The organism is Amycolatopsis sp. CA-126428, assembly GCF_002904335.1.
Classification (GTDB): domain Bacteria; phylum Actinomycetota; class Actinomycetes; order Mycobacteriales; family Pseudonocardiaceae; genus Amycolatopsis.
On record NZ_PPHF01000030.1, the window covers coordinates 420,444 to 445,823 of the forward strand.

Genomic DNA, 25,380 nt, shown 5'->3' on the forward strand with positions numbered 1-25,380 from the left:
TTACCCACGAGTAACTTAGACCGGGTCGGCGATGACGACGCGGTTCTCCTCGTAGCCGTCCGATCCGCCGACCCAGCGGCCGCCGCACGTCACCAGCACCACGCGGTGCGGGCCGGACGGGCCGAACAGGTAGTCGGCGCGCGCCGCCAGGTCGCTCTTGTGCACGGTGACCAGCTGCGAGATCCGGTATCGCCACGTCTTGCCCGCACTGTCCACAATGGTCACGTCGGTGCCGATCCGTTCGGCCCACAGCTCGGCGAACGGCCCGGTCGCGCCCCGCCAGTTCACGTGGCCGGCGAACACGCTCGCGCCGCCGGCCGCGTCGAGTGCCGCGCCCCACCACGCCGCCTGCCCGAGGTTCGCGGGGACCGGCAGTTCGCCGCCCGGGCCGAGGTTCTGGCGCACCAGCGTCGCCGTCCCGCCGCCGGGCAGCCGCACGGTGCCCGGCGGCTGCGGTGGCGGGGACGGCGGTGCCCCCGGTGACGAGGGTGACGACGGCGTCTGCGCGGCCGGAGCGGCCGGGGTCGCGGAAGCGGTGGCCGTCGGGGACGGGGACGGCACCGGCGCCGCGGCTCCGGCCGCGCCCGAGGCGGGCAGGGCCGTGCCGGTCACGACGGTCATGGGTGACGCGGCGACCACGTCGGGGCCGAACTGCACCGCGAGCACCGTCGCCGCGCCCAGGGCGAAGCCGGCGAGCAGCCGGCCCCGCCCGCGCTGGGGCGCGGGCGGATCCCAGCGGCCGCCCGGTTGCTCGTCGTCGACGGCCGCCCAGCCGGTGCCGCGGTGCCATTCGTCGACGAACCAGTCGTCACCCCGCCAGTCGCCGCCGTGGTTCGCCACGCCGTTACCGCCGGGACGCCCGCCGCGCGGCGACGCCGATCAGCCCGGCCGCCAGCAGCACGAGCAGGCCGAGCCCGGCCAGGCCCGGCCCGGAGTAGCTCGTCTCGACGACCCCGTGGGCCTGCGCGACCGGCTGGTCGCCGGCCGGGATCGCGCGCGGGACTTCGTTCGGCTTGTTCGTCAAGGTCAGCGCGAGTGTCTCGCCCGGCTGCACGGTGCCGCACGCCGACGGCGGGTTCTGCGGGTCGTAGGCGTTCGTGTACCCCGGCGGCGGGCTCGCCTCGACGACGCAGATGTCCTGCGGGGCGCGGAGGTTCTCGACCGTCACGCCGCCGGTCTTGCCGTCGGTGGTGACGACCGCGGGCTTGCCGTCGGCCCCGGTGAGCGGCTTGCCGTCCTGGCCGAGTGCCGCGGACGTCTTGTCCTTGCCGGTGATCCGCAGGACCGCACCGCCGACGCCGGCGCCGGTGTTCGCGTCCGTCTTGGTCACCTGGACCTTGCCGGGCTTGGCGACGTTGACGACGCCCTGGGCGGTCAGTTCCTTCTCGCCGCCGGTGGAGACCACCCGCTGCTTCCCGGTGTCGATCGGCAGCCGGACGTAGGGCCGGTCGGCCGGCGCGGTCAGCGAGGCCACCAGCTTCGGCTGGTCGCCGGTCGGAGTCAGCTTCACGCGCACGGTGCCGTCGGCGCCCGTCTTGAGCGTGACGTCCTTCGCGGCGGCCTGCGGGCTCGAGTTCCCGGCGGCGCTGTCCGCCGTCCCGTCGCCGAGGGTGGCGGCGGTCGCCGTCAGCTTCACCGCGACGCCCGGGATGCCCTTGCCCTCGGCGTTCTTCACGGTCGTGGTCCACTCGGCCGCTTCGCCGAGGTGCTGGTCGCCCTTCGGCGTGGTCATCGAAGCGGTCCACGGCCCGCGGTTGGCTTCGGCGTCCGCCTTCAGCCGCTTGACGGCGTCGGCCGCGGCCTCCAGGTGGTTGTCGGGGTTCTGCATGTACTTGAGGTGCCCGTCCGCGTCGTAGGCGATCTTGTCGGCGGGCAGGTCCACGTTCTTGTCGGCCTCGGTGCGCGGCGCCGCGGTCCACGAGTGCAGCAGGTGCGCGAGCGCGATGGCTTCGTTCTGGTCCTTGGTGTCGCCGTAGCGCAGCAGCAGGTACGAGATGTTCGCGGCGTCCTCGGCGGGCAGCTTCGTGCCCCACTTCGTGAGCAGTTCGTCGCCGGGCTTGTACTGCTCGTCGGTGTCCGGCGCCTTGAGCATGAAGCTCACGCAGAACACCTGCTGCCCGCCGACGACGTACGACCCCAGCCAGACCGTTTTCTCATCGTGGTTGTCCTGGCCCCCGACGTGGGCCCCGAGGCCTTCCTGGACCGCGGCCGAGGCGGCAGGCGCGCCGGCCGTCACGGAAAGGGTGCCGAGCAGGGCCGCGGCGACGAGACCGGTGAGCGCGCGAAGACCCGCGCGCGGGCGTGTTGACCACCCCATGGTGTCAATGCTCCTTCGGTTGACGCGCGGCAGCGCCCGGCGTCTCTGCAGGTCACACGACTGATCAAGTCCCCGACACGCGTTCGGTGAACATCCGAGCACGCGAGGTGAGCGTTGCGTCAAGCGGAGAAACTGTGTACCGCTCTTCGGGTGGCTGTCGCCGAACGGTCGTGTCGTCCCCTCGCTTACCGTGTCGTCGGCGGCCGGGGGACGGCCGTCGAGTAAAGTCGTCTTTACTCGACGGGAACCGCTCGTCCCCGGCGGTCGTTGAACCCGATGCAGCGATGATCCACGAAGCAGCAGATCCAGGAGGATCAGGTGCGTTCCAGTAGCAACCCGGCGTTCCGCAACCTGCCCGGCGGCGGAACCCAGACTTACGGGCAGTACGGGCCCCCGGTGGGCTTCAACCAACCCCAGGGCGGCGTGCCCGGTTACGGCCCCGGCCGCGCGACCGCCGGCGAGGGCGACCGCCCGATGACCGTCGACGACGTCGTCGTCAAGACGGGCATGTCCCTCGGCGTCGCGCTGCTCGTCGGGGTGATCACGGGCATCTGGGCGCAGGTCCAGATCACCGAGACCGGCCGGATCTCCGGCGCGCTCCTCGGCGCGATGCTCGCCGGCCTGATCGTCGGGCTCGTCATCTCGCTGGTGATCATCTTCCGCCAGAAGCCCAGCGGCGCGCTGACGCTGACGTACTCGGCGGCCGAAGGGCTGTTCCTCGGTGCGCTGAGCGGCGTGTTCGAGGCGATCTACCCGGGCATCGCGCTGCAGGCGATCATCGGTACCGCGGGCGTCTTCATCGGCATGCTGGTGGTCTACAAGACCGGCGCGGTCAAGGTCACGCCCAAGCTGACCAAGTGGATCGTCGGCGCGGCCGTCGGCGTCGCGATCCTGATGCTGTTCAACCTGATCAGCGCGCTGGCCTTCGGCTTCAACCCGCTGCGCGACGGCGGTCCGCTCGCCATCGTGTTCAGCCTCGTCTGCATCGGCATCGCGGCCTTCAGCTTCCTGCTCGACTTCGACCAGGCCGACCGGATGATCCGCGAGGGCATGCCGTCGAAGTGGGCTTGGTACACCGCGTTCGGCCTCATGACGACGCTGGTCTGGCTGTACCTCGAGATCCTGCGGTTGCTTTCGTACTTCCGTGAGTAATCTGGCTCACAGTTCCGCAGTGAAGGCGCTCCGTAACCGGCGGGGCGCCTTTTCTGTGGGTGATTCGTGCATTCGCGGACCCCGCTGCGGGCGGCGATCACCCTGCGTGTTTGATGAGCCGGTCGGTTCTCATTTCACATGTGTGAGGTTCACAGTGAGCGTTCCCCCTCCGGCCCCCGGGGGCCAGCAGCCGGTGGGTCAGCCCGATCCGTATGGACCGCCTCCGGGTGGTCAGCCGCAGCAGCCGTACGGCCAGCCGGGCCAATACGGGCCGCCGCCGGGCCAGCCGGGCCAGTACGGCCCGCCGCCCGGCCAGTTCCCGCCCGGTCAGCAGGGGTTCCCGCCCCCGCCGCCGGCCCCGCCGAAGCGCTCGAAGGCCCTCGGCCTGATCCTGGGCGGCATCGGCGCCGTCGTGGTGATCGCGCTGGTCATCTTCGGGATCGTCGCCTTCATGAAGTCGCCCGCCACCTCGAACGCCGGTGACTGCCTCACGATCACCGAGTTCACCCAGGGCGGTGACGACCCGGCGAAGGCCGACTGCAACGACCCGAAGGCGAACGTCAAGGTCGCCAAGAAGCTGGAGACCTCCTCCGAGAACTGCCCCGGCGGGTCCGACGCCGGCTACGACACCTACTCGGTCAGCGGCCGCAGCTCGTACAAGCTGTGCCTGATGATCAACGCGAAGCAGGGCGACTGCCTGGCGAACTTCACGTCGCAGACCAAGGGCTACCTGAAGGTCCCCTGCACCGACCCGACCAAGGACGGCGAGCTCGTCAAGGTCGTGACGGGCCAGGCCGACAAGAGCGTCTGCGAGGGCACCGACGCCACCCGCGTCGCGGTGTACCCGGAGCCGGCGACGACGATGTGCGTCAAGACGAACGAATAGCCGTGATCTGAAGAAGGCCCCCTCGCCACACCGGCGAGGGGGCCTTCTTCGCGTCGAGGGATCAGGAAAGGCGCTCGATGATCAGCGCCATGCCCTGGCCGCCGCCGACGCACATCGTCTCGAGGCCGAACTGCTTGTCGTGGTGCTGCAGGGAATTGATCAGCGTCGAGGTGATCCGGGCGCCGGTCATGCCGAACGGGTGGCCGACCGCGATCGCGCCGCCGTTGACGTTCAGCCGGTCCAGGTCGACGCCGAGGTCCTGGTACGACGGGATGACCTGCGCCGCGAACGCCTCGTTGATCTCGACCAGGTCGATGTCGCCGATCGACAGCCCCGCGCGCGAAAGCGCCTGCTTGGACGCCTCGACCGGGCCGTAGCCCATGATCTCCGGCGAAAGCCCGGTGACGCCGGTGGACACGATCCGCGCCAGCGGCGTCAGGCCCAGCTCGCGCGCCTTCGTGTCGGACATGACGACCAGCGCCGCCGCGCCGTCGTTGAGCGCGCAGCAGTTGCCCGCCGTGACCCGGCCGTCGGGGCGGAACACCGGCTTCAGGCCGGAGACGCCTTCCACGGTGACGCCGGCGCGCGGGCCGTCGTCCTTCGAGACGACCGTGCCGTCGGGCAGCGTCACCGGGGTGATGTCCTTGGCCCAGAAGCCGTCCGCGATGGCCTTCTCGGCCAGGTTCTGCGAGCGGACGCCGAATTCGTCCATCTCCTCGCGCGTGACGCCCTTCAGCCGCGCCAGGTTCTCCGCGGTCTGGCCCATGGCGATGTAGACGTCCGGGACGTTCCCCTCGGTGCGCGGGTCGGTCCAGCTGTCGGCGCCGGACTCGGCGGTCGCCCGGGTGCGCGCCTCGGCGTCGGCGAACAGCGGGTTGTGCGTGTCGGGCCAGGAGTCCGAGCTGCCCTTCGAGAACCGGGAGACGGTCTCGACGCCGGCCGAGATGAAGACGTCGCCCTCGCCGGCCTTGATCGCGTGGAACGCCATCCGGGTGGTCTGCAGGCTGGAGGAGCAGTAGCGGGTGATCGTGCAGCCGGGCAGGTGGTCGTAGCCCAGTTCGACGGCGACCGCGCGGCCCATGTTGAACCCGGACTCGCCGCCCGGCAGGCCGCAGCCCAGCATCAGGTCGTCGATGTCGGCGGGGTCGAGCTGCGGCACCTTGGCCAGCGCCGCCCGGACCATCTGCACGGTCAGGTCGTCGGGCCGCATGCCGGCCAGCGAGCCCTTGTTGGCCCGCCCGATGGGCGAGCGAGCGGTGGAGACGATGACGGCTTCAGGCATGACGTGACACATCCTCGTATCGCGAGCTAAGCGGTTGCTCACATACTGCCGCCTCCGCCGCCCGGGTCAAAGCCGAACGCGACCAAGGCAACAGCTGGCAGGATCGGGCGCCGTGGCGAACGACCTCGAACGGGTGCTGCGGACCAGGACGATCCTGCTGTGGGGAGCCGGGCTGCTGCTGGTGGCCGGGGTCGCCGCTGCGGTGCTGCTGACGCTGCTGGGCGGCGGCCGCCCGGAGGACTCGGCCCGGCTCGACGCGCTGAAGACCGCGGCCAACATCGTCGTCGGTGCCGGGGGCGCCGCCGCCCTGCTGCTCGCCGCGCGGCGGCAGCGGTCGGCCGAGCTGGAGCTGGTGCGGAAGGACCACGACGCCACCGAGCGCCGGATCACCGAGATGTACGGCAAGGCCGCCGACCAGCTCGGCAGCGACAAGGCGCCGGTCCGGCTGGCCGGGCTGTACGCCCTGGAACGGCTCGCGGCCGGGCACCCGGAGCACCGGCAGACGATCGTCAACGTCTTCTGCGCCTACCTGCGGATGCCCTTCGACGCCGAACACGACAAAGAGGAGCTGCAGGTCCGCAAGGCCGCGCAGCGCATCCTCATGCTGCACCTGCGTCGCGGACGCGCGGAGCAGCCGGGCGGGGACTTCTGGCCGGACACCGACCTCGACTTCTCCGGGGCCGAGCTGGTCGGGCTCACCCTCACGCACTGCACGATCCGGTCGATCACCTGCTACGGCGCGAAGTTTCTCGAACTGACGACCTTTCGCGGCACCGAATTCCGCACCAAGGCGGACTTCAACCAGGCGGAGTTCACCGATCGCGTCGATTTCCGCGGAACCGCTTTCGGTGGCGAACGCGAAAGTTTCAACGGCGCCGTTTTCGCGGGTCCGGCCGATTTCGGCGCGAAGTCCACCGTCCGGCTCGCTGGTGCGACAGCGAAGGAGGGGTTTCCCCGGACCTGGCCGGCGGAGTGGGAAGAACGGCCGATCGCCGACCGTCCGGGCTGGGCGGAATTGGCACGAAAGGATGAACCCGGGCAACCGGCGGCCCGATAGGATCGTCCCACTCGTGAAAGGTCGCCATTCCACGCAGGAGGTGAACTGGCGATGATGGTCCAGGCCGATTACTGGACGTGCCCGTCCTTCCGGACCGGCTGGCGCACGGCCCTCGACGCCGGGCGGAACCTCCGGGACGGGATGACGGCTCAGCGTGCGGCGGCCCCCGGGCCGGTACCGGTGCGGACGAGCGGCTTGGTGGCCGCCTGAGGTCCCCGCCGGGCGGCCCGGCCCCGCGCTCGCTGCCCGGCATCACCGACGCGCACCCGGAGTGTCCGCCCGCGGAGTGGGCCACACCGTCCGGCCGTGACTGTGGTCGGACCAGCAACGATCGGCACAGTAGGCTGGCGGTCGTGGAGTACGCAGAGCACATCGCAGACCTCGTGGGCAACACCCCCCTGGTCAAGCTGAACTCGTTGACCAAGGGGCTCAAGCCGCTCGTGCTGGCCAAGGTCGAGTACCTGAACCCGGGTGGCTCGGTCAAGGACCGGATCGCGCTGCGCATGATCGAGGCCGCCGAAGCTTCCGGCGAGCTGCGCCCGGGCGGCACGATCGTGGAGCCGACGTCCGGCAACACCGGCGTCGGCCTGGCCATGGTCGCCCAGCGCAAGGGCTACGAGTGCGTGTTCGTCTGCCCGGACAAGGTCAGCGAAGACAAGCGCAACGTGCTCAAGGCGTACGGCGCCCGGGTCGTGGTGTGCCCGACGGCGGTCGCGCCCGAGCACCCGGACTCCTACTACAACGTCTCCGACCGCCTGGTCCGCGAGATCGAGGGCGCCTGGAAGCCCAACCAGTACGCCAACCCGCAGAACCCGGAGAGCCACTACCGCTCGACCGGCCCGGAGCTGTGGACGCAGACCGAAGGCAAGATCACGCACTTCGTCGCGGGCGTCGGCACCGGCGGCACGATCTCCGGCACCGGCAAGTACCTCAAGGAGGTCAGCGACGGCGTCGTGCAGGTGGTCGGCGCCGACCCGGAGGGCTCGGTCTACTCCGGCGGCAGCGGGCGGCCGTACCTGGTCGAAGGCGTCGGCGAGGACTTCTGGCCGGACACCTACGACCGGAACGTCGCCGACGAGATCATCCCGGTCTCCGACGCCGACTCCTTCCAGGTCACCCGCCGCCTCGCGCTGGAGGAGGGCCTGCTGGTCGGCGGCTCCTGCGGGATGGCCGTCGCGGCCGCGCTGAAGCTCGCCGAGCGGCTCACCGAGGACGACGTCGTGGTCGTGCTGCTGCCCGACGGCGGCCGCGGCTACCTGACGAAGGTCTTCAACGACACCTGGATGTCCTCCTACGGCTTCCTGCCGCCGGACTCCTCGGGCGCGACGGTCGCCGACGTGCTCACGAAGAAGAGCGGCTCGCTGCCGGACCTGGTGCACTCGCACCCGAACGAGACCGTCGCCGAGGCCATCGCGATCCTCTCCGAGTTCGGCGTGAGCCAGATGCCGGTCGTCAGCGCGGAGCCGCCGGTGATGGCCGCCGAGGTCGTCGGGGCCGTCAACGAGCGCGACCTGCTCGACGCGTTGTTCACCGGCAAGGCGCAGCTGGCCGACCGGCTCGAGCAGCACATGTCCCCGCCGCTGCCGACGATCGGCGGCGGCGAGCAGGTGGGGGCGGCGATGACCGCGCTCGAGGGGGCCGACGGCGCGCTCGTGCTGGTCGACGGCAAGCCGGCCGGGGTCCTCACCCGGCACGACCTCCTGGGCTTCCTGGCCGGTCGCTGACTCCGACCGCAAAGGAGTCTTGATCGGCGGACCCGGCAGGGGCGTTACGAGCGCCCTGCCGGGTGATCCGATAGCGTGGGCGCAAATAGAACAATTTCGCGTCCTCGTCAAGGGGGTTCAAGACCCACATGAGTGCACCGCAGCCACCGAACCAGCCGTGGGGTGGCGGCCAGCCACCTCAGGGCCCGCCGAGTGGCCCCCAGCCGCAGCAGGACAACCCGTTCGGCAGCCCGGAACCGACCCAGGTGGTGCAGCCCGCCCAGCCCCACGGTGGTTCTCCGTTCGGGGAGACGCCGGAGCCGACCCAGGTCGTCCAGCCGGGCCAGCCGGGTGACGGCGGGGCCGGCGCGACCCAGGCGATGCCGCCGGTCGACGCGAACGCGACCCAGATGGTGAACCCGTTCGGCGGCGACGCCCCGGTCGGGGACTCGACGCAGCTGGTGCCCCCTGGCTCCCAGCCGCCGGCGATCCCGTACACCCCGCCGCCGAGCGCGGCCGACAACCCGGCCGCGGCCTTCGGTCAGCAGCCCGGTGGTTACGGCCAGCAGCCGGGCGGGTTCGGGCAGCAGCAGGGTGGCTTCGGTCAGCAGCCGGGCTTCGGTCAGCCCGGCCAGCCGCCGCAGGGTTTCGGCGGCCCCGGCTTCGGTGGCCCGCAGCAGCCCGGCTTCGGCGGGCCGCAGCAGCCCGGTTTCGGTGGTCCGGCCGCGGGTGGCAACGGCCTGTTCGGCTACGTCGCCGGCGGCCTGGTCGCCCTGCTGGCGCTGGCCGCGCTGATCTACTCGTTCGCCTACATGAGCGACGCGAGCGACTATTCGGCCCTCCTGGACCGCGCTCCCAACCAGGCGGCGGTCCAGCAGCTGCTGGACTCGGCCGGGCTCGTCGGGCCGGGCACGGTCTGGTTCTACGTCATCATGATCCTGCTGGGCTCGCTGATCTCGCTGGCCGGCGGCGTCGGGCTGGCGCTGGTGGGCAAGCTGGGCGGGATCCGGAAGTTCGTCCCGATCGCGGTCGTCGCGGGTGGCGCGGTGCTCACGCTGTTCGCCCTGCTGCTCAAGATCGGCATGACGCCGAACGCCGAGACGCTCGCGCGGGCGTCCGCCACCGAGCGCGACACCTTCGGCCTCGGCCTGCCGCCGCTGATCTTCGGCGTCCTCATCCTGATCGTCGGCGTCGCCGGGCTCATCCCGGCGACCCGGCAGTTCGTCGGCCTCGGCGACGGTGGTGCCGCGCCGGGCGGCCCGCAGGGCTTCGGCGGACCGCCGCCGGGCTTCGGCGGCCCGCAGCAGCCGGGCGGGTACGGGCAGCCGGGTCAGCACGGTCAGCCGGGCGGGTACGGCCAGCCTGGTGGGTACGGCCAGCCGGGTCAGCCGCCGCAGGGCTACGGCCAGCCGGGTGGGTACGGCCAGCCGGGCGGGCCCAACCCGTCCAGTGGCGGGTTCCCGCAGCCGCCGAGCGGGGGCTTCCCGCAGCCGGGTCAGCCGGGCGGGTACGGCCAGCCGGGTCAGCCCGGTGGGTACGGGCAGCCGGGACAGCCAGGGCAGTACGGCCAGCCGGGCCAGCACGGTCAGCCTGGTCAGCCTGGTCAGCCGGGACAGCATGGTCAGCACGGTCAGCCTGGTCAGCCGCCGCAGGGCTGGGGTCAGCCGCCGGGCCAGCAGGGTCCGCCGAGCGGTGGGTTCGGCCAGCCGGGCCAGCCCCCGCAGCAGCAGTGGTGAGCTGAAGCGAGCATTCGTGCCCCGGAGCCCATTCGGCTCCGGGGCACGCTGCATTTTCCGGGTCCGCTGATTGTCCGAAGAGGACAATTAGCGAGTGACGCCACGGCCCGTAATCGCGTGAGGGCATTTCCGCCACTACCGCACAGAAATGATCTTGGGTTCCGCCGTCCGGCCGAATTCCGTTCTCATCCCGGACCGCTCCCCCGAATTCCCACTAGGGTGAACGCTGTTGCCCTGCGCTCGGCTGATGGGGGAGTTGTGACCGGTCCGCACCGTCATCCGGTGTCGTATTCGCATTCGTATTCATCGGCTCGGCCATCCGGAGTAACGGCGGTTCTCGCCGGCGTGCTCGGTTTTCCGGCCGCGGTCGCCGCGGGATACGTACCGGTCAAGACCTTCCTCGACATGCCGGCGGAATTCAGCCTCGGCGCGCTGCCGGGCTGGGTCCTGGTGGACTTCGCCGCCTACGTCCTCGCGGGCCTGGTCCTGCTCCTCGGTTCGGTGGCGACGCTCTTCCGCGCGACGGCGGGAGCGGTCCTGCTCGGCCTGGGCGCGTTGCTGGCCATCGGCGCCCTGCTCACCGAGCCGATGTCGGTGGGCGTCCCGCCGGCCCGGTTCGCCGACGCGATGTTCACCCACGGCGGGTTCGCGATGGCCGACCGCGTCGGCTTGGCGGCGCTGGCGGTGCTCGTGCTGGTGCTGGCGTTCCTGCCCCCGACGTTCCGCTACCTGCGTTACCGCACGTCCGTGGTCCCGGTGCTGTCCGGCCAGGGCGCGTACTCGTCCCGGAGCTGGTGAGTGGCGGTCACGGCCCCGCCGAAGCGGGGTACCGGACCGGCGGTCGCCGCGGGGGTGCTCGCCGTGCTCGGCGGCCTTTGGTTCCTGCTGGGCATCTTCTGGGCGAGCCTCGTCCTGGGGTTCGGCCAGCGGGACCTGATGGTCCCCGGCCAGATCGCCGACGCCGTCATCGGCCTGCTCCTCCTGCTCGGCGGGGTCTCGTTGCTCGGGGGTGCGGAGGCGGGCCGGCTGCTGTGCCTGGTTTCCGCCGTCCTGGCGCTGGTGGCCCCGATCGTCGACACGGTGCTCCGCTACCAGTACATCATCGTCTTCGTCGTGGGCGGCCCGACGGGGATCAACGTCCTCCTGCTGCGCGCGATCGTCATGGCGGTGCCGTTCGTGGCCCTGCTGGTGCTCGCGGCCCTGCCGGCCACCCGCCGCTGGACACGCCGCTGAGATCCATCCCACCTGCCGGGAATGTCAGGGGTGGCCCGTACGCTGAACCGATGGTGGACGACTACTCCGTACTGGGCTTCGAGACGCGCGCGATCCACGCCGGTCAGAAGCCCGATCCGCGCACCGGCGCGGTCATCGTGCCGATCTACCAGACCTCGACCTACGCGCAGGACGGCGTGGGCGGGACCCGCGAGGGCGACTACGAATACTCGCGCACCGCGAACCCGACCCGTTCGGCGCTGGAGGAGGCGCTGGCCTCGCTGGAAGGCGGCCGGCACGCGCTGGCCTTCGCGTCCGGCATGGCCGCCTCCGACGTGGTGCTGCGCAGCACCCTCCGCCCCGGTGACCACCTCGTGCTCGGCAACGACGCCTACGGTGGCACGTTCCGCCTGATCGACAAGGTGCTCAGCCTGTGGGGCGTCGAGCACACCGTCGCCGACCTCGCGAACCTCGACGAGGTGCGCGCCGCGATCCGGCCCGAGACCAAGCTGATCTGGTGCGAGTCGCCGACCAACCCGATGCTGGGCATCGCGGACATCGCGGCGCTGGCCGGGGTGGCGCACGACGCCGGGGCCCGCCTGGTGGTCGACAACACCTTCGCGACGCCGTACCTGCAGAACCCGCTGTCGCTGGGCGCGGACATCGTGCTGCACTCGACGACCAAGTACCTCGGCGGCCACTCCGACGTCGTCGGCGGCGCGATCATCACGAACGAGGACGAGCTGCGCGAGCAGTTCTTCTACCTGCGCAACGCCGCGGGCGCGGTGCCGGGGCCGTTCGACGCCTGGCTGACGCTCCGCGGCATCAAGACCCTCGCCCTCCGCATGGAGCGGCACAGTGACAACGCCGAGAAGGTCGTCCAGGCCCTGGTCAAGCACCCGAAGGTGGCGAAGGTCTACTACCCGGGCCTGCCGGAGCACCCCGGCCACGAGACGGCGGCGAAGCAGATGCGACGCTTCGGCGGGATGGTGTCCTTCAGCCACGTCGACGGCGAGCAGGCCGCGCTGGAGGTGGCTTCGCGCACGAAGCTGTTCATCCTCGCCGAGTCGCTCGGCGGCATCGAGTCGCTGATCGAGCACCCGGGCAAGATGACCCACGCGAGCACCGCGGGTTCGACCCTCCAGGTCCCGGCCGACCTGCTGCGCCTCTCGGTCGGCATCGAGGACGGCCGCGACCTGGTCGACGACCTGCTGGCCGCCCTGGGCTGAGTTCGCCCGGATCAACTCACGTCGAGGCCGCCGCCGTAGAGCCGCTCCACCCGGAGCCGGATGACCACGCGGCGGTCCTCGACCATGTTCCGCAGGAACGCGGCCTCGTCGCCGGGGTCGCCGAACGGCGCCTGCATCGCGAGCAGCTCGCGGCCGGTCTCGTCCCCGGGCACCGCACTGACCGGTGACACCTCGGCCAGCCCTTCGGCGACGGCGAAGGCCAGGTGGTCGTCGCTGCTGACGTGCAGCGAAGCGTGCGGGTCACGCGCGAGCTGGCGAACCTTCGCCCGCCCCGCCGTGGACCCGATCCGCACCACGCGCTCGCCCGGATCCCAGGCGTAGGCGACCGTGGACAGGTGCGGGAAGCCGCCGCGGTTGACGGTGGCCAGTGCGCCCAGGCTGTGGGCGGCCAGCAGCCGGCTCGACGCTTCTTCGGTGGGCTTGGCGGGTCCGGGGCCGCGGCCCGGCTCGTAAACGGTGGTCACCCGATGATCATCGGGGACCGGGGCACCCGGCGGAAGAAGGCACTTTCGTGTTCCCGGGGAACACGGAGGTAACCCGCCAGGTCAGGGGTTGTAGTTGCCGTGCACGACACCGCCGGGCGACGACGTGCCGGTGGCCGGCAGCTTCGCGCCGTCGACACAGCCGCCGACCAGCTCGACGTGGCTGTCGTGGCGGATGTACTGGGCCGGGGAGCCGCACGAGGCGTTGTCCACGGTGATGTACGCGGCACCCGTCAGCGCGGCGGCCGAGGCCAGCCCGATCACCAGCGGGAGCAAGCCGGCGGAGCGGGTGGCGCGAGCCCGTCGGGCCGTGTTCGCGTCGTTCCCCGATGCCATGGTTGCTCCTTGTTTACCGCCTGTTGACGCGACCCAGGGTACCCGGGTCTTGGTCCGGTCAACCTGTGGAGTTCCTGAGTGGCATAGTCCGGCCCATGGAACTCGTCACCCTCGAGCGGATCCAGGCCGCCCGGGAGCTCCTCAAAGGAGTGACCCGGGTGACGCCGATGGAGCACGCGCGCGACCTGCGCCGGCTCCACGGCGGGCCAGTGCACCTGAAGTGCGAAAACCTGCAGCGGACCGGCTCGTTCAAGATCCGCGGCGCCTACACCCGCATCCACGGCCTGACCGAGGCCGAACGCGAGCGGGGCGTCGTCGCGGCCAGCGCCGGCAACCACGCACAGGGCGTCGCGCTGGCGTCGTCGCTGCTCGGCGCCAAGTCGACCGTCTTCATGCCGCTGCGGGCCCCGCTGCCGAAGCTCGCCGCCACCCGCGGCTACGGCGCCGACGTCCACCTGCACGGCGCGCTCCTGGAGGAGACGCTCCGGGCCGCGATCGAGTTCGGCGAGCGGACCGGCGCGGTGTTCATCCACCCCTTCGACCACCCGGACGTCATCGCCGGCCAGGGCACGGTCGGCCTCGAGATCCTCGAGCAGGTACCGGGCGTGAACACCATCCTGGTCGCCACCGGCGGCGGCGGGCTGGTCGGCGGGGTCGCGTCGGCGGTGAAGGCGCTGCGCCCGGACGTCCGCGTGGTCGGCGTCCAGGCCGAGGAAGCCGCGGCGTACCCGCCGTCGCTGGCCGCGGGCGCGCCGGTGCGGCTGAGCACGACCTCGACCATGGCCGACGGGATCGCGGTCGGCGAACCCGGCCTGGTCAGCTTCGCCCACGTCGAATCGCTGGTCGACGACGTCGTGACGGTGTCCGAGCAGTTCCTCTCCCGCGCCGTGCTGCTGTGCCTGGAGCGGCGGAAGCTGGTGGTCGAGCCGGCCGGCGCGGCCACGGTCGCCGCGCTGCTGCAGCACCCCGGCGTGTTCGAGCCCCCGGTGGTGGCCGTCCTCTCCGGCGGCAACGTCGACCCGGTGCTGCTGCTGCAGATCATCCAGCACGGCATGACGGCGGGCGGCCGCTACCTGCACCTGAGGCTGCGGGTCCCGGACCGCCCCGGCTCGCTGGTCGGCGTGCTGTCCTGCGTCAGCGAACTGGGCGCGAACGTCCTCGACGTCGAGCACTCGCGCATCTCCGGCAGCCTGGACCTCGGTGAGGCCGACGTCGTGCTTTCGCTGGAGACCCGCGGCCCCGAGCACTGCAAGGAAGTCGAGGTCGCGCTGACGAACGCGGGCTACACGGTCGTCTGATCTTCCCCGGTGATCGCCGCCAACGCGAGGTCCTTGGCGGGCTCGGGGACGTCCGAAGGCGCGGTGAAGCGGCGGGCCCGGATGTGGGCGACCAGATCCGGGTCCGGCGGCACGCCGTGCTCACGCAGGTAGTACGCCACCGCGCCGGGCCAGGCCCAAGCGCCGTCGGTGCGGAAGTTCATCGGCACCGCGTCCGGGCGGTCCGGCGCGAACGCGTCCGGGCCGTTGCTGCGCGAGGCCAGGATGACCGGCGCCGCGTCGAGGTACGCGAGCACCCGCTCGGCCTCCGCCGGGACGAGCGGCTGACGGCGCACGAGCGGCTTGCCCGAGGCGTCGAGGCCGTCGTAGATCCGCGGGGTCCGCACCGAACCCCCGGCCGCCGGCGGGGTCAGCCCGGCACGGTCCCGCAGCCAGCCCGGGATGTGTTCGTCGGTTCGCGGGAAGAACCGCAGCTCGTCCTGGAACCCCAGCGGCGGCGGCTGCTGCCGGAACGGCGGTTCGAGGTCGGGCCGCACGAAGTCGACGTGCGGGGATTCCAGCCCGGGCTCGAAGACCAGGATCGCGCCGAGCCAGGTGCCGGCGCCGGGCCGGTACATGCCCGACCGCAGCACGCCGAGCAGCCGGACCACCTCCGGCGGCGGCTGCAGCACGCGGGGCCGCCCGTCCGGGCCGGTCACCAGCAGGTCGGCCTCGACGTGGCGGCCCGCGGCGCGGTATTCGACCCGCAGCCGGCCCCACCCCGGCGGCAGCTGCGTGGCCAGCACCGCGCCGATCTGCCGGACGAGCTCCTGCTGCTGCTCCGGCCGCAGCGGTCCCGGTGGCTGCGTCATGGTCAGGCCCCTTCGGCGCCTTGGCGCAGCCAGTCCGGCGTGCGCCGCTCGGAGCGGGGGTAGCGCCGCAGCTCCTCGGCGTAGGCCCCGGCGGGCGGCGGCTGCTGGAAGCCCGGGTCCTCGGTCGTGTTGAACTGCGCCTTGACCGAATCGGGGAACTTGAGCTCGTACTTCAGGCTCACCCACGTGCCCCGGCCGTCGGACAGCGAGGCGGCGCGGTGGCGGCGGAGCAGGTCGAGCACCTGTTCCGGCGGCGTCCACGGGTACACCGTCCCGGTGAGCGTGTGCACGATCGCGCCGTACTCTTCGTGATCGCCGACCGCACGGTACTGCAGCTGCAGGTAGTCCCAGCCCGGCGGCAGCGCGAACGCCAATTGGTCGTTGAGGTCGCGCAGCAGGTCGTTCGGCTCGTCGGCGGCCTTCCGGCCCCCGCTCTTGCCCTTGCGCTCCAGGTACCAGGCGGGCAGCCACTCGTCGTCGCGGTGGAAGACCTCGAAGTCCTCGTCGAGGACGTCGGTCTCGATCAGCGGGTCCCACATCGGGTCGAGGTCGTAGTTGTAGACGACCTGGTACGCCCCCGACGGTTCGACCGTCATCCGCAGGGAAAGCCAGGTCCCGCGCCCGGGCGAGTACTTCTTGTTCCGCAGCTCGTGCAGCAGCGGGCTGATGTCGGGGGGCGGCTCCAGGTGCGCGGCGCTCCCGTCCGGCATGACGACCGCCAGCGAGATCTCCTCGACCGACGTGGTCAGCCGGACGGTCATGTCGATCCGCAGCCAGCCTTCCGGCGCGGCCTCCATCAGCCAGCCGGCGATCCAGCGGACCACCTGCTCCGGTTCCGCGTCCCGCAGGTCAGGTCCGGGTGGGGGGTACCACGGGGGCTGGGTTCGGGGCATTGCGGAAACTCCTGTAGTTGTAGGTGCGGGTGCCGTCGGGGTGGATTCTCTCGGACATCACGTGCAAGCGGTCGGGGGTCTCCCCGACCGTCGGCGCGTCCCCGTAGACCCGGACCGGCCCGTGGTCCCCGCCTCGGTTTTCGAACGTCTGGCGGTCGATCTCCATCCGCCGCCAGTTGTCCGGGTCGCTCTTCACGCTGTGGTTCTGGTAGTAGTCCTGCGGCACCATGCCGAGGCGGCCCTGCAGCCCGCCGGAGCGGTGGTCGGCCGTGTGCCCGCCGCGGTTGACACTGCTGCCGGGGTGGTCCGCCAGGCCGGTGTGCCCGAGTTCGCGCTGCACCCGTTCGTCGACCCGGCGCTGCGCCGGGCTGCTGTAGTCGGGCTCCCACGAAACGGCCGCGTTGCCGTGCGCGTCGGCGTGGTAGTGCATGTCGCCGATCTCGTACTTGACCCCGCGCACCGGCATGCCCTCGGGACGGCCCCCGTGCTGGTCGTGCCGGGTGTTCGCGTCACCCGTCTCCGGGTTGATCATGCCGCGTTCGTTGTCGTGCCAGGTCTTGATGTGCGTGAACTCCGGCGGGTTCTCCCCGTTGGTGTAGAAGGTGCCGTGCCACTGGTCGGTGCCGTCGGGTGCCCTCGAGTAGATCTCGTACCGGCTGTTGGGCCGGAGGTCCTCCGGCGGCGTGGCCCCGAAGGGCCCGTCGCCGTCGTGGCTCGGGTCGTACCCGGTGATCCGGCGTTCGGTGATCGGCCGCTCCGGCGTGTCGAGGGGCGGGTCGAAGTGGTCGAGGTCGAGCTCCGGCTGCCCGTGCGCGTCCGTCCGGAACTCGAAGTGCCCTTCGCCGGTGTTGACCCGGTACTGGACGTCGCCGAGCAGGTGCGAGCAGTCTGGGTTGCCGACCTGCAGCTTCGGGTCCAGGTCGGGGCCGACGCGGGTGTTCGGCACGTCGGCGTCGACGTGCGTGATCCGCGGCGGCACCTCGTCGTTGGTGTAGACGCGGGTGAAGCGGCCGTTTTCGCCGGTGATTTCGTACCGCGTGTTCGGTTCGAGGTGCCGCGGGTTCGCCGGGTCGAAGAACCGCTCGTTCCGCCCGAGCACCAGGTCCTCGTGGTGCTCGTAACGCGGTTCGCGCCAGCCGCCGTCGATGTCGTGCATGTCGGGGTGGTCCTTGCCCCGGCTGAGCGCGCTGTCGGCGTCGACGTCGTGCGCGTCCCCGTGGTGGGTGTCCGGCGCGAAGCCGTCGTCCCCAGCCCGGTGCACGGAGCCGTCCGGGTGGTGGGTGTTCCACTCGCCGTCCGGCGGGATCCGCGGCCGCATGCGCCCATCGGGGCCGATCTCGTAGTCGGACGAGAAGACGCGGCCGTGCGAGTCGGTCCAGGCGGGCCTGGTGGGGGCGAGCACTTCGGTGTCGAGCTCACGCGACAGCCGGTGCGCGAAGTCGTTCGAGCTCGCGTCGCACCCGATCAGCCGGACGGGGCGGCCGTCGTAGTCGGCGTTGCGGCGCAGGATGTCCGCGAATTCCTCCGGCGTGTACAGCCGGTCGCCGATCCGGGCGTGGCCATCGGGCGTGACGTGCACGTCGACGGTGTAGCGCCCGTCCGGGTCGGGGTGCACGCGGTGCGGCAGGTCGCCCATCTCCGGGTCGCCCGCGTGGTACGAGCTGCCCGACGGCGTGCTCTCGGCGTGCCGCGCGTTGACCTCGTCCGGGGTGAGCGGGCCGGAGTCGCCGGCGTGCGGACCGCCGTCGGGGTCGTGGGGGCCGTTCTCGTGCGGGCCCCCTTCGTGGGGACCGTGGCCGGGAGGGCCGCCGTCGGGACCGTGCGGCCCGCCGGGGCGAGCGCCCGGTGGGGAAGTGCCAGGGCCGTGTGTGCCGGGGCCGTGCGTGCCCGGGCCGCCGGGGCGGGCGCCTGGCGAGGGAGTGTCAGGGCCGTGCGTGCCGGGGCCGAAGCCGCGGGCGGCCGGTGCGGGAGCTTGGGGGCTGTGCGTGCCGGGGCCGCCGGACCGGGCGGCCGGTGCGGGAGTGTCGGGCGTGCGGGGCGCGGGGCGCCCTCCGGGCAGGTCACCGCCGGTGCGGGGCCGGGCGGGGGCGTCGACGTGGGCCCCGGGGCTGCCGGGCGTGCCCGTCCAGCCGGGGCCGCCGCCGGTGCGCGGCGACCCGCCGCCGGGACCACCGCCGCCGGGAGTGCCACCGGGTGCGCCGCCGGGCGGCATGCCGCCGCTCGGCATCGGCTGGCTGCCGGGTGCGGGCGTGCCGTCACCACCTCGGGGCGACGGCACCTGGGTGCCCGGGTCACCGGTCCGAGGCGCGACAGGAGCGGTCCCGCTGGCCGAGGTGCCATCGGCTCGCGGCGGCGCGGCACTGCTCGGGGTGTCGGCGCCGGAGTGCGTCCCGGACGCATCCGACCGGGCGGCGGGCGAAGAGCCGGAGTGCGCGGGACCGCTCCCGTCGGCGTGGTCCGGCGAGCCGGAATGCGTGGGCGCCGGGCTGGTGTCACCCGCGCGGGTCGGCGCTGGAGAACTGTCCGCGCCACGGGCCGGGGAGGGGCCGGAGTCTCCGGTGTGCGAGGGGGTGCCGTTGCCGCTGTGGGTGGGTGCCGGGGTGGTGTCTGCGCCGCGGGCCGGGGAAGGGCTGGAGTCTCCGGTGTGGGAGGGCGGGCTGTCGCTTCCGCGGGTGGGCGACGGGCTCGAGTCGCCTGGGTGCGAAGAAGTCCCGTCGCCCGCGTGCGTGTCCCCGGCGCGAGACGCGTCACCCGACCGGGCGGATGGACTGCTCTCACCGGAGCGGACCGCCGAGGGGCTGCCGTCCGGGGTGCTGTCGCCGCCATGCGCTGTGCCGTCTCCGTCGGCCTCGGAGGACCGTGAACCGTCTCCGTCGGCTCCACGCGACGAGGAACCGTCCGGCGAGTCCGATCCCTCCCGGCTCCGACGCGAACCGGATGCCGAATCCGTGTTCATCGGGTCGGAACCTGGCGCATCCGAATCCGCATGGCCGCCCGCGTCCCCATCGCCGCCGTGGGAGCCGTCGGGCGAGTCGCCGTGTGCGCGGGCGTGAACTCCGCCGCTCTCGCCCTTGGGTATCTTGTGGACGAAGCCGCCTTCCTTGACCTTCAGCCCGTCCAGGCCGCTGACCTTGCCCAGCACCTTTCCGAAGACCTTCGCGATCTTCTCGAAGATGTCCACGAGCTTCGAAAGCAGCGGCGAAACCTTCCGGATCGTGTCGGTCAGCTTCTTGAGCAGCTCGCCGATCTTCTTGCCCCACTTGGCAATCGCGGCCGACGCCTGCGCCACCACCACCGGCGTGCCGAAGCCGAGGGAGAAGACCTCCTCCATCACCCACGCGATGAGCTTGCCGACCAGGTCGGCGATCAGCTGCCGCACCGTCTCGCGCACGAACGAGACGACCTGGCCCATGATCATCGTGACCGTGCTGATCGCGCCGGCCACCGTGGCCGCGCCGGAGAGGGCTTCACTGTGCTCGGCCGCGAACTTGCGGTACGCGTCCGCGCCCGCGCCGGTCCAGCCCGTCGTGCCGTTCTTGACCGCGTTGTCGAAGTCGGTCTTCCGCTCGCCGAGCGCCTTCGAGACGTTGCCCCAAGTGTCCGCATAGGACTGGATCACCGGCGGGTTGCCCGCGACGGAGTCCAGCATGTCCTTCAACGGCTGCACGTGCTCCATCAGGAACGACGCCACCGACGACATCAGGTACCCGAACGGGTCGATCGCCGCCCCGGCGATCTCGCCGGCCAGCGACAGCATGCCGAGACCGCCGGAAACCCAGTCGCCGTCCTTGATCCCGTTGAACGCGTCCATCGACGACTCGGCGATCCCGATGCCGCCCGCCCAGCCGTAGTCGCCGTTGCCCGCCGTGAACGCGCCCGGCCCGTCCGGGTCCTTCTTGGCGTCCGCGACGAGCGGGTTCCCGTCCGGCATCAGGCACCGTCCACGGACTTGTTCAGGTCGTCGGCGACGCCGCCTTCGTACTTGTGGTAGGCCGCCGCGGCCTCGCGGACCTTGCCGGACACGGCCGTCATCGCCTGCACGGCGTCCTTGAGCGCGTCGATCCCGTACTGCTCCACCGGGTCGAGCAGCATCCGGAACGGCTGGCAGAGGATGCCGTACGCGTCGGTCGGCATGCTCACCTGGTTCGCCGCGTCGACGGCCTGCTGCAGCCCGTCACCGATGGCGTCGAGCTGCTTCGCGTGCGCCGTCAGGTCGGTGCTGAGTTCCACATCCGTCATCGGTTCCCCCTCAGGAAAGGATCGGTCCGCCGAAGTCGTCGTCGTCCTCGTCGCCGCCCGGACGGCGGCGGCGCGGTGGTGGCGGCGGGGTGCGCGGCGCCGCGGGCGGCGGCTCCTCGGCGTCGTCCGGCAGGAACCGGCGGACGCGGTCGGGTCCCGGGAACGCCGGCTCGGCCTCGGGCGGCGGTTCCGGGAACGTGCTCTGCGCCTCGCGGACGATTTCGGCCGCGGCCTGGTCGCCGGTGCCGGTGGTCTCGGTCATGGCCTGCTGCAGCAGCTCGGGGATCCGCGCCTGCGCCCGCTGCACCAGCTGCATGACCTGCGCCGACACCTCGGCCATCCGCTTGCCGGCCGCCGACTCCGCGATCACGAGGTTCTTCAGCAGCCCGCGGGAATCGACGGTCACCTGAACGGACCCGTCCTTCGACCGCTCGGTGACCGACTGGCCCTGCATGCGATCGGCCAGCGCCTGGTACCGGGCGGCGTTCTCCTCGAGCCGCTTGGTCCAGTTGTCGATCATCGCGTCGCTGGCGTCGATGCTGTCCGGCATCACGGCCCCTTCTCTCTGCTTCCCCACACTGACGGATCCGGGCCGCCCTCGGTTCCCGATTCACGTCAAAGGCCACCATAGGGGACCCGGAGGTCTCCTACGGTGGCCTTCACGCAGTTGTGCGTTACAGGTTGCCTCGGCGCTCCTGCTCCCGCTCGATCGCTTCGAACAGCGCCTTGAAGTTGCCCTTGCCGAAGCCGAGGGAGCCGTGCCGCTCGATCAGCTCGTAGAACACGGTCGGGCGGTCGCCGATCGGCTTCGTGAAGATCTGCAGCAGGTAGCCGTCCTCGTCGCGGTCGACCAGGATGCTGTGCTCCTTCAGCGTCTCGATCGACACGCGGACGTTGCCGATCCGGGCCCGCAGCTCCGGGTCGTCGTAGTAGGAGTCCGGCGTGTCGAGGAACTCGACGCCGGCGGCGCGCATCGCCGTAACCGTGGCGATGATGTCGTTGGTGGCCAGCGCGATGTGCTGGCAGCCGGCGCCGCCGTAGAACTCGAGGTACTCGTCGATCTGCGACTTCTTCTTCGCCACGGCCGGCTCGTTCAGCGGGAACTTGACCCGGTGGTTGCCGTTCGAGACGACCTTGCTCATCAGCGCCGAGTACTCGGTCGCGATGTCGTCGCCGACGAACTCCGCCATGTTCACGAAGCCCATGACGCGGTGGTACCAGTCGACCCAGTAGTCCATCTTGCCGAGCTCGACGTTGCCGACGCAGTGGTCGACGGCCTGGAACAGCCGCTTCGGCGCACCTTCGGGCCGCTTGATCGTGCTCTCGCGCGGCTCGTAGCCGGGCAGGTAGACGCCCTTGTAGCGCGACCGGTCGACCAGCGAGTGGCGGGTTTCGCCGTAGGTCGCGATCGCGGCGACGCGCACGGTGCCGTGCTCGTCGGACACGTCGTGCGGCTCCTCGAGGACGGTCGCACCCTGCGCGCGGGCGTGCTCGATGCACTTGTCGACGTCGGTGGTCTCCAGCGCCAGGTCGATGACGCCGTCACCGTGCTTGCGGTGGTGGTCCAGCAGCGGGGAGTCCGGCTTCACCCCGCCGGTGATGACGAACCGGGCCGAGCCGGACTTCAGCACGTAGGACTTGCGCTCGAAGTCGCCGGTCTCGGGTCCCGAGTACGCGACGAGCTGCATCCCGAACGCGATCTGGTAGTACCAGGCGGTCTGGGTGGCGTTGCCGGCGATGAACACCACCGCGTCCATGGCCTTGACCGGGAACGGGTCGGTCGAGGCGTCGTGGTCGACGAGCCCGACCAGCTGACGCAGCTGGTCATAGCTGACGTCGTCGAGGGCACCCTGGGGTTCGGCAGTCTGGGTCATACCCGAAGGATCAACCCAGCGAGGCAAGTTGAGCAATGGAGCGAGAATTTACTGGGCAAGATGACCGGTGATCATGGGAGATCGGCCGTCATCGTGGACAATCTGCGCATGCCGGAGAACCTGGATGCGCTGGATGCGCGACTGCTGCTGTTGCTCACCGACTCCCCGCGCCTGGGGGTGCTGGAGTGCGCGCGGCGGCTCGGCGTCGCCCGCGGCACGGTCCAGGCCCGCCTCGACCGCCTCACCGAGCGCGGCATCCTCGGCGGCTTCCCGCCGGAACTCGACCTGGCGGCGATGGGCTACGGCCTGACGGCGTTCGCCGTGCTGGAGATCGCGCAGGGCCGTCGCGCGGAGGTCGCGGAGGCCCTCGCCGCGATCGACGAGGTGTGCGAGGTCCACGCGACGACCGGCCAGGGCGACCTGTTCGTCCGCATGGTCGCGCGCGGCAACGACGACCTGCAGCGGGTGATCGACAAGGTGGTCGGCGTCCCCGACGTCCTGCGCACGTCGACGTCGATCGCGCTGTCCACGCCGGTGCCGCCGCGGGTCCGCCCCCTGCTCGAACGCACCGCCCGGTCGTGAGTGGTAATGAGGGTTAGAACCCTCATTACCACTCACGAAAGCCGCGGCAGACTGCTCAGTCCTCGTCGGCCACCTGCTCAGTCCTCGTCGGCTACCTGCTCAGTCCTCGTCGGCTACCTGCTCAGTCCTCGGCGGTCACGTGGGCCAGGTACCGCTTGGCCGAGCGCTGGACGACCTCGAAGCCGTCGGTCCGCACGACCGCGTCCCACCAGGCGCCGTAGATCGCCTCGAAGCGGTACCCCGCCAGCAGCTCCGCCGCGCGGCGGACGACCTGGGGCCGCTCCGGGATCAGGTTCGGGTAGCTGTACATGAAGCCGACGTGCGTGCGGTCGGGGATCACCTGCACGATGTCGCCGGACAGCAGCGCGCCCCGGCCGTCTTCGCCGTCCGGCCAGTGCAGCACCGTGCCGCCGGTGAAGTGCACGCCGAGGTTGATCAGCCGCAGGTCGTCGGCGACGTCGAGGGTGGTGCCCGACCACAGCTCCACCGCCGGGTCGGGCCGGCCGATCCACTGCTGGTCGCCCTCGTGCAGGTGGATCGGCACGTCGAACGCGTGCGCCCACTCCACCATCGTCGTGTAGTAGTGCGGGTGGCTGATCGCGATGCCGGTGATGCCGCCCAGGTCGCGGACCTGCTGGATCAGGGCGTCGTCCAGGTACGCCGCGCAGTCCCAGAGGAAGTTCCCCGAGCGGGCCCGCACCAGCAGCGCGCGCTGGCCGATCGCGAACCCCGGGTCCGAGCCGACACCGATGATGCCGGGGCCCTGGTCCTCGATCCGCGGGGTGTAGGTGCCGCTTTCGCGGAGGGCGGACAGGTTCGTCCACTGCTGCCCGGACCGCGGGACGTACTGGCGTTCGTCCTCGCAGATCGGGCAGTCCTCACGGGCCGCGGCGTACTGCATGCCGCAGGCCTGGCACATCGGTTCGGTGCTCACGACTTCGTCCTCCCAGAACGTGGATCCTGGGAGGACACGCTAGCCGGGCTATTTCGCGTCGGTGTACGGAACCGCCTTGACGAGCGTCACCTTCTGGACCTTGCCGTTGGGCAGTTCGTATTCGCGGGACTCGCCCTCCTTGGCGCCGAGCAGCGCCTTGCCGAGCGGCGATTCCGGGGAATACACGTCGAGTTCGCCCTCGGCGCCCTCTTCGCGGGTGGCGAGCAGGAACCTCTCGTCCTCGTCGTCACCCTCGTACCGCACGGTGAGCACCTTGCCGGGGCCGGCGGTGCCGTCGTTCGCGGGCTTCTCACCGACCTTGGCCGAGCGCAGCAGCTCCTGCAGGTGCCGGATGCGCGCTTCGGCCTGGCCCTGCTCCTCGCGAGCCGCGTGGTAACCGCCGTTTTCCTTGAGGTCACCTTCTTCGCGGCTGTCGTTGATGCGCGCGGCGATGACCGGACGATTCTCGATCATTTCGTCGAGCTCGTGCTTGAGCCGGTCGTAGGCATCCTGGGTGAGCCAGGTCACCTTGGTGTCGCTCACGGTCACCATCTCCTCGTCGGGCCTGCCAGGCTTGCGTGTTCAAGCCGGCCCACGCGGGCCTAGGTGCCCGCGTGGCTGAGATAAAGGAAAAACACGGCCCGTCGCGGGCCGTGCTGAGGGGTCAGAGTATCACGGCGCGAGAGGTCGACGCCCATTATTTCCCCGCGCCCCGGGCGTTGAGCGCGCGGTTCACCCCGTTGGCCGCTATGGGGTTGACAGATACCGTGGTATAGCGTACGAGCAACCGAAGACGTCGGCCGTCACCGGTTCCCCGATGCTCTTGATCGTCGTGGTGATCCGGTTGTGCTTCGCGCCGGCGGGGATCAGGAGCTCTTTGCGGCCGCTCTCGGCGCCGGTCTTGTCGCGGGCGCGGACGACGCACACGCCCGGCCTGTTGTCGTCGTCCCGGGTGACGTTGAGGGTGATTTCCATCGCGTTGCCCGGTTTCGCGCTGAACGCGACGCGCTCGGCGTCGATCGGCGCCGAGCCGAGGTTGACGTACGCGACCCACGCGATCAGGCCGCTGACCAGCAGGGCGATGGCCAGGAAGAGCCAGCGCCGCCAGCGCCGGGACGTCTGCGCGCGCCCGGTGCCGTACCGGCCCTCGGGCAGCGCGGGCGCACTGCCACCGACGGCCGTTTTCGCCGGTCCGCCTGCCAACCCGGGCCTCCTGCTCGTTCTTGTCGTACCCGTGAGGACAATGGTGACGCGGGTACGTCTCGATTATCCGCCCGCTGGGTGGGCGACCCGCAGGTGGGTCGCGGAATAAGGGCA

Annotated in this window: 25 protein-coding genes; 11 read left to right on the forward strand and 14 right to left on the reverse strand. The window is 71.4% G+C overall.

The genetic code is table 11. The annotated features are described in order from the left end of the window. Window positions 1–15 precede the first annotated feature (15 nt). Window positions 16–840, reverse strand: a complete 825-nt coding sequence (locus tag C2L58_RS08685) for a class F sortase (RefSeq protein WP_103337004.1) — start codon at window positions 838–840, stop codon at window positions 16–18. 4 nt (window positions 841–844) lie between these two features. Continuing rightward, window positions 845–2,317, reverse strand: coding sequence for a hypothetical protein (locus C2L58_RS08690; RefSeq protein ID WP_103337005.1), 1,473 nt, complete (start codon window positions 2,315–2,317; stop codon window positions 845–847). 318 nt (window positions 2,318–2,635) lie between these two features. On the opposite strand from C2L58_RS08690, the gene C2L58_RS08695 reads away from it, so the two are divergent. Continuing rightward, the gene (locus tag C2L58_RS08695; RefSeq protein ID WP_103337006.1) at window positions 2,636–3,469 is read left to right on the forward strand and encodes a Bax inhibitor-1/YccA family protein; all 834 of its coding nucleotides are present in this window, start codon (window positions 2,636–2,638) and stop codon (window positions 3,467–3,469) included. A 193-nt stretch (window positions 3,470–3,662) separates the two neighbouring features. Continuing rightward, a complete protein-coding gene (locus tag C2L58_RS08700) occupies window positions 3,663–4,355 on the forward strand; it encodes an LppU/SCO3897 family protein (RefSeq protein ID WP_103337007.1) in 693 nt (230 codons plus the stop codon). A 61-nt stretch (window positions 4,356–4,416) separates the two neighbouring features. On the opposite strand, the gene C2L58_RS08705 is transcribed toward C2L58_RS08700, so the two are convergent. Next, window positions 4,417–5,637, reverse strand: coding sequence for an acetyl-CoA C-acetyltransferase (locus C2L58_RS08705; RefSeq protein WP_103337008.1), 1,221 nt, complete (start codon window positions 5,635–5,637; stop codon window positions 4,417–4,419). 112 nt (window positions 5,638–5,749) lie between these two features. Between C2L58_RS08705 and C2L58_RS08710 the strand changes: the two genes are divergently transcribed. From C2L58_RS08710 to C2L58_RS08735, 7 genes are all read left to right on the forward strand, one after another. Further along, the gene (locus C2L58_RS08710) at window positions 5,750–6,694 is read left to right on the forward strand and encodes a pentapeptide repeat-containing protein (RefSeq protein ID WP_103337009.1); all 945 of its coding nucleotides are present in this window, start codon (window positions 5,750–5,752) and stop codon (window positions 6,692–6,694) included. Between the two features lie 51 nt (window positions 6,695–6,745). Further along, window positions 6,746–6,904, forward strand: coding sequence for a hypothetical protein (locus tag C2L58_RS49155; protein WP_158264095.1), 159 nt, complete (start codon window positions 6,746–6,748; stop codon window positions 6,902–6,904). Between the two features lie 143 nt (window positions 6,905–7,047). Further along, the gene (locus C2L58_RS08715; protein WP_103337010.1) at window positions 7,048–8,418 is read left to right on the forward strand and encodes a cystathionine beta-synthase; all 1,371 of its coding nucleotides are present in this window, start codon (window positions 7,048–7,050) and stop codon (window positions 8,416–8,418) included. A gap of 245 nt (window positions 8,419–8,663) precedes the next feature. Beyond that, window positions 8,664–10,133 (forward strand): hypothetical protein, encoded by a 1,470-nt coding sequence (locus C2L58_RS08720; RefSeq protein WP_103337011.1) that lies wholly within the window; start codon window positions 8,664–8,666, stop codon window positions 10,131–10,133. A 345-nt stretch (window positions 10,134–10,478) separates the two neighbouring features. Beyond that, window positions 10,479–10,931 (forward strand): hypothetical protein, encoded by a 453-nt coding sequence (locus C2L58_RS08725; protein WP_103337012.1) that lies wholly within the window; start codon window positions 10,479–10,481, stop codon window positions 10,929–10,931. Then, window positions 10,932–11,366: a hypothetical protein gene (locus C2L58_RS08730; protein ID WP_103337013.1), complete on the forward strand. Its 435-nt coding sequence runs from the start codon at window positions 10,932–10,934 to the stop codon at window positions 11,364–11,366. Between the two features lie 50 nt (window positions 11,367–11,416). Next, window positions 11,417–12,574, forward strand: a complete 1,158-nt coding sequence (locus C2L58_RS08735) for a cystathionine gamma-synthase (RefSeq protein ID WP_103337014.1) — start codon at window positions 11,417–11,419, stop codon at window positions 12,572–12,574. Between the two features lie 11 nt (window positions 12,575–12,585). Here C2L58_RS08735 and C2L58_RS08740 read toward each other — a convergent pair whose 3' ends face one another. Both C2L58_RS08740 and C2L58_RS08745 read right to left on the reverse strand, forming a co-directional pair. Continuing rightward, window positions 12,586–13,059 carry a TIGR03618 family F420-dependent PPOX class oxidoreductase gene (locus C2L58_RS08740; protein ID WP_103337015.1) on the reverse strand — a complete coding sequence of 158 codons (474 nt, stop codon included), beginning with the start codon at window positions 13,057–13,059 and terminating at the stop codon, window positions 12,586–12,588. Between the two features lie 81 nt (window positions 13,060–13,140). Further along, window positions 13,141–13,413 carry a hypothetical protein gene (locus C2L58_RS08745; protein WP_103337016.1) on the reverse strand — a complete coding sequence of 91 codons (273 nt, stop codon included), beginning with the start codon at window positions 13,411–13,413 and terminating at the stop codon, window positions 13,141–13,143. Window positions 13,414–13,508: 95 nt separating this feature from the next. On the opposite strand from C2L58_RS08745, the gene ilvA reads away from it, so the two are divergent. Further along, a complete protein-coding gene (ilvA, locus tag C2L58_RS08750) occupies window positions 13,509–14,711 on the forward strand; it encodes a threonine ammonia-lyase (protein ID WP_103337017.1) in 1,203 nt (400 codons plus the stop codon). Here ilvA and C2L58_RS08755 read toward each other — a convergent pair. The 6 genes from C2L58_RS08755 to hppD form a co-directional block, all read right to left on the reverse strand. After that, the gene (locus C2L58_RS08755) at window positions 14,696–15,541 is read right to left on the reverse strand and encodes a ferredoxin (RefSeq protein WP_103337018.1); all 846 of its coding nucleotides are present in this window, start codon (window positions 15,539–15,541) and stop codon (window positions 14,696–14,698) included. The genes ilvA and C2L58_RS08755 overlap by 16 nt on opposite strands. Window positions 15,542–15,543: 2 nt before the next feature. Then, window positions 15,544–16,434, reverse strand: coding sequence for a hypothetical protein (locus C2L58_RS08760; RefSeq protein WP_146073557.1), 891 nt, complete (start codon window positions 16,432–16,434; stop codon window positions 15,544–15,546). Continuing rightward, the gene (locus C2L58_RS08765) at window positions 16,391–20,365 is read right to left on the reverse strand and encodes a hypothetical protein (RefSeq protein WP_233225625.1); all 3,975 of its coding nucleotides are present in this window, start codon (window positions 20,363–20,365) and stop codon (window positions 16,391–16,393) included. The genes C2L58_RS08760 and C2L58_RS08765 overlap by 44 nt, the downstream gene beginning before the upstream one ends. Continuing rightward, on the reverse strand, window positions 20,365–20,673 hold the full coding sequence (locus C2L58_RS08770; RefSeq protein WP_103337020.1) for a type VII secretion target: 309 nt from the start codon (window positions 20,671–20,673) through the stop codon (window positions 20,365–20,367). The genes C2L58_RS08765 and C2L58_RS08770 overlap by 1 nt, the downstream gene beginning before the upstream one ends. A gap of 10 nt (window positions 20,674–20,683) precedes the next feature. Beyond that, window positions 20,684–21,223 (reverse strand): YbaB/EbfC family nucleoid-associated protein, encoded by a 540-nt coding sequence (locus C2L58_RS08775; protein ID WP_199191164.1) that lies wholly within the window; start codon window positions 21,221–21,223, stop codon window positions 20,684–20,686. A 124-nt stretch (window positions 21,224–21,347) separates the two neighbouring features. Beyond that, a complete protein-coding gene (gene hppD, locus C2L58_RS08780; protein ID WP_103337022.1) occupies window positions 21,348–22,547 on the reverse strand; it encodes a 4-hydroxyphenylpyruvate dioxygenase in 1,200 nt (399 codons plus the stop codon). 108 nt (window positions 22,548–22,655) lie between these two features. Here hppD and C2L58_RS08785 point away from each other — a divergent pair, with 108 nt between their 5' ends. Continuing rightward, complete coding sequence (locus tag C2L58_RS08785) at window positions 22,656–23,129, forward strand: Lrp/AsnC family transcriptional regulator (protein ID WP_103337023.1); 474 nt, start codon at window positions 22,656–22,658, stop codon at window positions 23,127–23,129. A gap of 121 nt (window positions 23,130–23,250) precedes the next feature. Here the strand turns inward: C2L58_RS08785 and C2L58_RS08790 are convergent, their stop codons facing one another. The 3 genes from C2L58_RS08790 to C2L58_RS08800 form a co-directional block, all read right to left on the reverse strand. Beyond that, the gene (locus tag C2L58_RS08790; protein ID WP_103337024.1) at window positions 23,251–24,063 is read right to left on the reverse strand and encodes an MBL fold metallo-hydrolase; all 813 of its coding nucleotides are present in this window, start codon (window positions 24,061–24,063) and stop codon (window positions 23,251–23,253) included. Window positions 24,064–24,111: 48 nt separating this feature from the next. Beyond that, entirely contained in the window at window positions 24,112–24,615 is a 504-nt protein-coding gene (greA, locus tag C2L58_RS08795) for a transcription elongation factor GreA (protein WP_103337025.1), read from the reverse strand. Window positions 24,616–24,810: 195 nt separating this feature from the next. Next, on the reverse strand, window positions 24,811–25,266 hold the full coding sequence (locus C2L58_RS08800) for a DUF4307 domain-containing protein (RefSeq protein ID WP_103337026.1): 456 nt from the start codon (window positions 25,264–25,266) through the stop codon (window positions 24,811–24,813). Window positions 25,267–25,380 lie beyond the last annotated feature (114 nt).

Bases quoted from the DNA above. Each gene is read 5' to 3' on its own strand.
- C2L58_RS08690 (WP_103337005.1), bottom strand. From the start codon at position 2,317: ATGGGGTGGTCAACACGCCCGCGCGCGGGTCTTCGCGCGCTCACCGGT.
- C2L58_RS08705 (WP_103337008.1), bottom strand. From the start codon at position 5,637: ATGCCTGAAGCCGTCATCGTCTCCACCGCTCGCTCGCCCATCGGGCGG.
- C2L58_RS49155 (WP_158264095.1), top strand. From the start codon at position 6,746: ATGATGGTCCAGGCCGATTACTGGACGTGCCCGTCCTTCCGGACCGGC.
- C2L58_RS08735 (WP_103337014.1), top strand. From the start codon at position 11,417: ATGGTGGACGACTACTCCGTACTGGGCTTCGAGACGCGCGCGATCCAC.
- C2L58_RS08745 (WP_103337016.1), bottom strand. From the start codon at position 13,413: ATGGCATCGGGGAACGACGCGAACACGGCCCGACGGGCTCGCGCCACC.
- ilvA (WP_103337017.1), top strand. From the start codon at position 13,509: ATGGAACTCGTCACCCTCGAGCGGATCCAGGCCGCCCGGGAGCTCCTC.
- C2L58_RS08755 (WP_103337018.1), bottom strand. From the start codon at position 15,541: ATGACGCAGCCACCGGGACCGCTGCGGCCGGAGCAGCAGCAGGAGCTC.
- C2L58_RS08760 (WP_146073557.1), bottom strand. From the start codon at position 16,434: ATGCCCCGAACCCAGCCCCCGTGGTACCCCCCACCCGGACCTGACCTG.
- C2L58_RS08765 (WP_233225625.1), bottom strand. From the start codon at position 20,365: ATGCCGGACGGGAACCCGCTCGTCGCGGACGCCAAGAAGGACCCGGAC.
- C2L58_RS08770 (WP_103337020.1), bottom strand. From the start codon at position 20,673: ATGACGGATGTGGAACTCAGCACCGACCTGACGGCGCACGCGAAGCAG.
- C2L58_RS08775 (WP_199191164.1), bottom strand. From the start codon at position 21,223: ATGCCGGACAGCATCGACGCCAGCGACGCGATGATCGACAACTGGACC.
- hppD (WP_103337022.1), bottom strand. From the start codon at position 22,547: ATGACCCAGACTGCCGAACCCCAGGGTGCCCTCGACGACGTCAGCTAT.
- C2L58_RS08785 (WP_103337023.1), top strand. From the start codon at position 22,656: ATGCCGGAGAACCTGGATGCGCTGGATGCGCGACTGCTGCTGTTGCTC.
- greA (WP_103337025.1), bottom strand. From the start codon at position 24,615: ATGGTGACCGTGAGCGACACCAAGGTGACCTGGCTCACCCAGGATGCC.